This window comes from Brevundimonas sp., from assembly GCF_041648615.1.
Taxonomy (GTDB): Bacteria; Pseudomonadota; Alphaproteobacteria; order Caulobacterales; family Caulobacteraceae; genus Brevundimonas.
In genome coordinates, this window is the sequence record NZ_JBAZOS010000079.1 from 1 (window position 1) to 3,407 (window position 3,407).

Genomic DNA, 3,407 nt, shown 5'->3' on the forward strand with positions numbered 1-3,407 from the left:
ATCCGTGACGTCCGGGGCCAGATCCTCGGCTCGGCCCTGATCGGCCAGCCGTTCGCCGAGGCCCGCTATCTGCACCCGCGTCCGTCTGCCGCCGGCGATGGCTATGACGCCTCGGCCTCCTCAGGGTCGAACCTCGGTCCGCTCAATACGGATCTGGCGGCCCGCATCAAGAGCGACGCCGACGCCATACGGGCCGATACGGGCGCGACGGTCATCCCGGCCGACGCCGTGACCACCTCGGCCTCGGGCCTCGACCCCCACATCTCTCCGGCCTACGCTCGCCTGCAGGCGGCGCGCGTGGCGCAGGCCAGGGGGATCGACGTGGCGGCGGTGCAGCAGGTGATCGACGGGAACACGGAGGGCGCCTTGCTCGGCTTTATCGGCCAGTCGCGCGTCAATGTGCTGCTGACCAACCGGGCGCTCGACGCCCGCTTCCCCGCTGCGAGCTGACTTGCCGGAGACGCCGCCCCCTCCCGATCCCTCAAAGGTCGCCGCGAAGCGACCGAAGCGAGGTCGATTGAAGGTTTTCCTCGGCATGTCTCCGGGGGTCGGCAAGACCTATGAGATGCTGCGCGCCGCCCGAGGCCGGAAGGCCGAGGGCGGCGACGTTGTTGTCGGGGTGGTCGAGACCCACGGCCGGCGCGAGACCGAAAGCCTGCTGCGCGGGATGGAGGTGATGCCGCGGGCCCCGATCGACTACAGGGGCCGCGCCCTGATGGAGTTCGACATCGACGCGGCGCTGGCGCGCAAGCCCGGCCTGCTGCTGGTCGACGAATACGCCCACTCCAACGTCCCCGGCTCGCGCCACCCCAAACGCTGGCAGGATGTCGAGGAGATCCTGTCCGCCGGCATCGACGTCTGGACGACGCTGAACGTCCAGCATCTGGAAAGCCTGTCCGACGTGGTGCTGCGCATCACCGGAGTTCGCCAGCGCGAGGCCGTGCCCGACAGCGCCCTGAGCCGGGCCGACGACATCGAGGTCGTCGACATCACGCCCGACGAACTGCGCAAACGCCTGTCCGAGGGCAAGGTCTATGTGCCCGAGACCGCGCGTCTGGCCTCGGAGAACTTTTTCAAGGTCGAGAACCTGACCGCCCTGCGGGAGATGGCGCTGCGGCGTGCCGCCCAGACCGTGGACGATCAGCTTCTGGCGACCCTGCGCGAGCGTGGCGTCGAAGGACCGTGGGCGGCGGGTGAGCGCATACTGGTCCTCGTCGGTGGCGACGCGATCGCGACCTCACTGGTGCGGGCCGGTCGACGTCTGTCCGACATGACGATGGACGCCCCCTGGACCGTCGCCCATGTCGAGCGCCCCAACCGTCCGGTCTCCGGGGCGGAAAGCAGCGCCCGGCTCAGCGAGGCCTTCATCCTGGCCGAACAGTTGGGCGGGCGCACGGTCGTCCTTACCGGCGACGATGTGGTCAAGTCGATCATGGACCACGCCCACCGCAACAACGTCACCCAGATCGTCATCGGCAAGGGTCGGGACAGCCGCCTCAGCGAATTCTTCGGGCGCTCCCTGGCCTCCGGTCTGCTGCGCGCGGCCAAGGGGGTGGCCATCCATGTCATCACCGAGCCGGGAAGTGCGCCGGTCGCGAGGCCGACCGGGACCGTCGCCCCTCCCCAACCGCATCACTGGCGGGGATATGCGGTCGGCGCGGGCTTCATCGCCGTGGCGACGGCCGTGGCGCTCGGGCTGGATCAGGGGTTCGAGCGCGTCGACCTCGGCGTCATCTATCTGTCCGCTGTGCTGGCGGCCGGCGTGTTGCACGGCCTGCGCCCGGCGCTGGCGGCCGCGACGGTCGCCTTCCTCGTCTACAACTTCCTGTTCCTTGAGCCCCGCTACACCTTCGAGATCGGTTCACCGACCGACATCCTGACCCTCATCGTCTTCTGGGCGGTGGCCTCGGTCACCGGCGGCCTGGCGGGGCGGGTGCGGGATCAGGCCCGGAACGCCCAGCGCCGCGCCTCTGCGGTCTCAGCCCTGCTCGCGGCCAGCCAGGCCTTGTCCGCCGCCGAGGGGAAACAGGCCACCGCCTCGGTGCTGGCGGAACAGACCGCCGCCGCCGCCGGGGCCAAGGCCGTGGTCCTGCTGCCCCACGAGGGCGACATCGCCCTGGCCGCCGGCGCGCCGACTCTCGAGCCGCTGGGGTCCGCGGCCATGGCCGCCGCGCGCTGGGCCTGGGAGCGGGGCGAGCCCGCCGGATACGGCACGGGCACGCTGCCGCAGACCAGCTGGACCTTCCGCCCGCTCCAGGGCGTCCGGTCCCGGTCTGGCGTGGCCGGGGTCGAGGCCGCCGCCCTCGCGCCCGGCTCCGACGAGGAGCGACTGACGCTGGCGCTGTTGCAGCAGGGCGCGGTCGCCCTGGAACGGGCCCAGCTGGCCGGCGACGCGGTCGAGACCGAAACCCTGCGCCGCACCGACCGCTTCCGCAGCGCCCTGATGAACTCGGTCAGCCACGATCTGCGCACCCCCCTCTCTACCGTGCTCGGCGCCGCCACCACCCTGATCGACTATGGGCCGACCCTGAAGCCAGAGGTGCGCAAGGACCTGCTGCTCAGCATCCGGGAGGAGGCCGAGCGCCTCAGCCGCTACGTCGGCGACCTGCTGGACATGACCCGGCTGGAAGGCCGGGCGCTCAACATCAAGGCCGACTGGACCGACGTGCGCGACGTCCTCAATGCGGCGGCCGAGCGGGTCTCGCGCAGGCTCGGATCGCGCCGTCTGACCCGCGACTTTCCGGCCCGGCTGAGCGTGGTCAGCCTCGATCAGGGCCTGTTGGAGCAGGCGCTGGTCAACATCCTCGAGAACGCCATCGCCTACAGCCCCGACGGCTCCACGATCGAACTGGCGGCGTATGAGGACCGGGGCTCGGTGGTCATCAGCATCGAGGACGAAGGCAAGGGCATCCCCACGGCCGAACTGGAACGGGTGTTCGACAAATTCCGTCGCATGGAGGAACAACCGGACCGCTCCAAGGGCGCGGGCCTCGGTCTCGCCATCGCCAAGGGGTTCGTCGAGGCGATGAACGGCCGGATCGCGGCTGCCAGTCCCATCCACAACGGTCTGGGAACCCGCGTCCTGATCAGCCTGCCCAAGTCCATCGCTACCCATCCGAACCTGCTATAAAGTCCCATGTCGGCCGTCAGACCCCGCATCCTCGTCATCGACGACGAACCGCAAATCCATCGCTTCCTGTCGCCGGCGCTGGACGCCGCCGGCTATGAGCCGAAGCGGGCCGACAGCGGCCAAGAGGGCCTGCGCGGCATCGCCCTGTGGAGCCCGGATGCGGTCGTGCTCGACCTCGGCCTGCCCGACATGGACGGCAAGGACGTGCTGAAGCGGGCGCGCGAGTTCTACACCGGCCCCATCATCATCCTGTCGGCCCGCGACCGGGAAGCCGAGA

At 70.3% G+C, this 3,407-nt stretch carries 3 protein-coding genes; all 3 read left to right on the forward strand.

Translation table 11 applies throughout. The features are described 5' to 3' along the window. Positions 1–450: K(+)-transporting ATPase subunit C (gene kdpC / locus WC555_RS15365; protein ID WP_373254983.1), on the forward strand; the 450-nt coding region annotated here is incomplete at its 5' end. Position 451: 1 nt separating this feature from the next. Beyond that, positions 452–3,130, forward strand: coding sequence for a DUF4118 domain-containing protein (locus tag WC555_RS15370; protein ID WP_373254985.1), 2,679 nt, complete (start codon positions 452–454; stop codon positions 3,128–3,130). Positions 3,131–3,136: 6 nt separating this feature from the next. Continuing rightward, the coding region (locus WC555_RS15375) for a response regulator (RefSeq protein WP_373254988.1) at positions 3,137–3,407 on the forward strand (271 nt) is incomplete at its 3' end.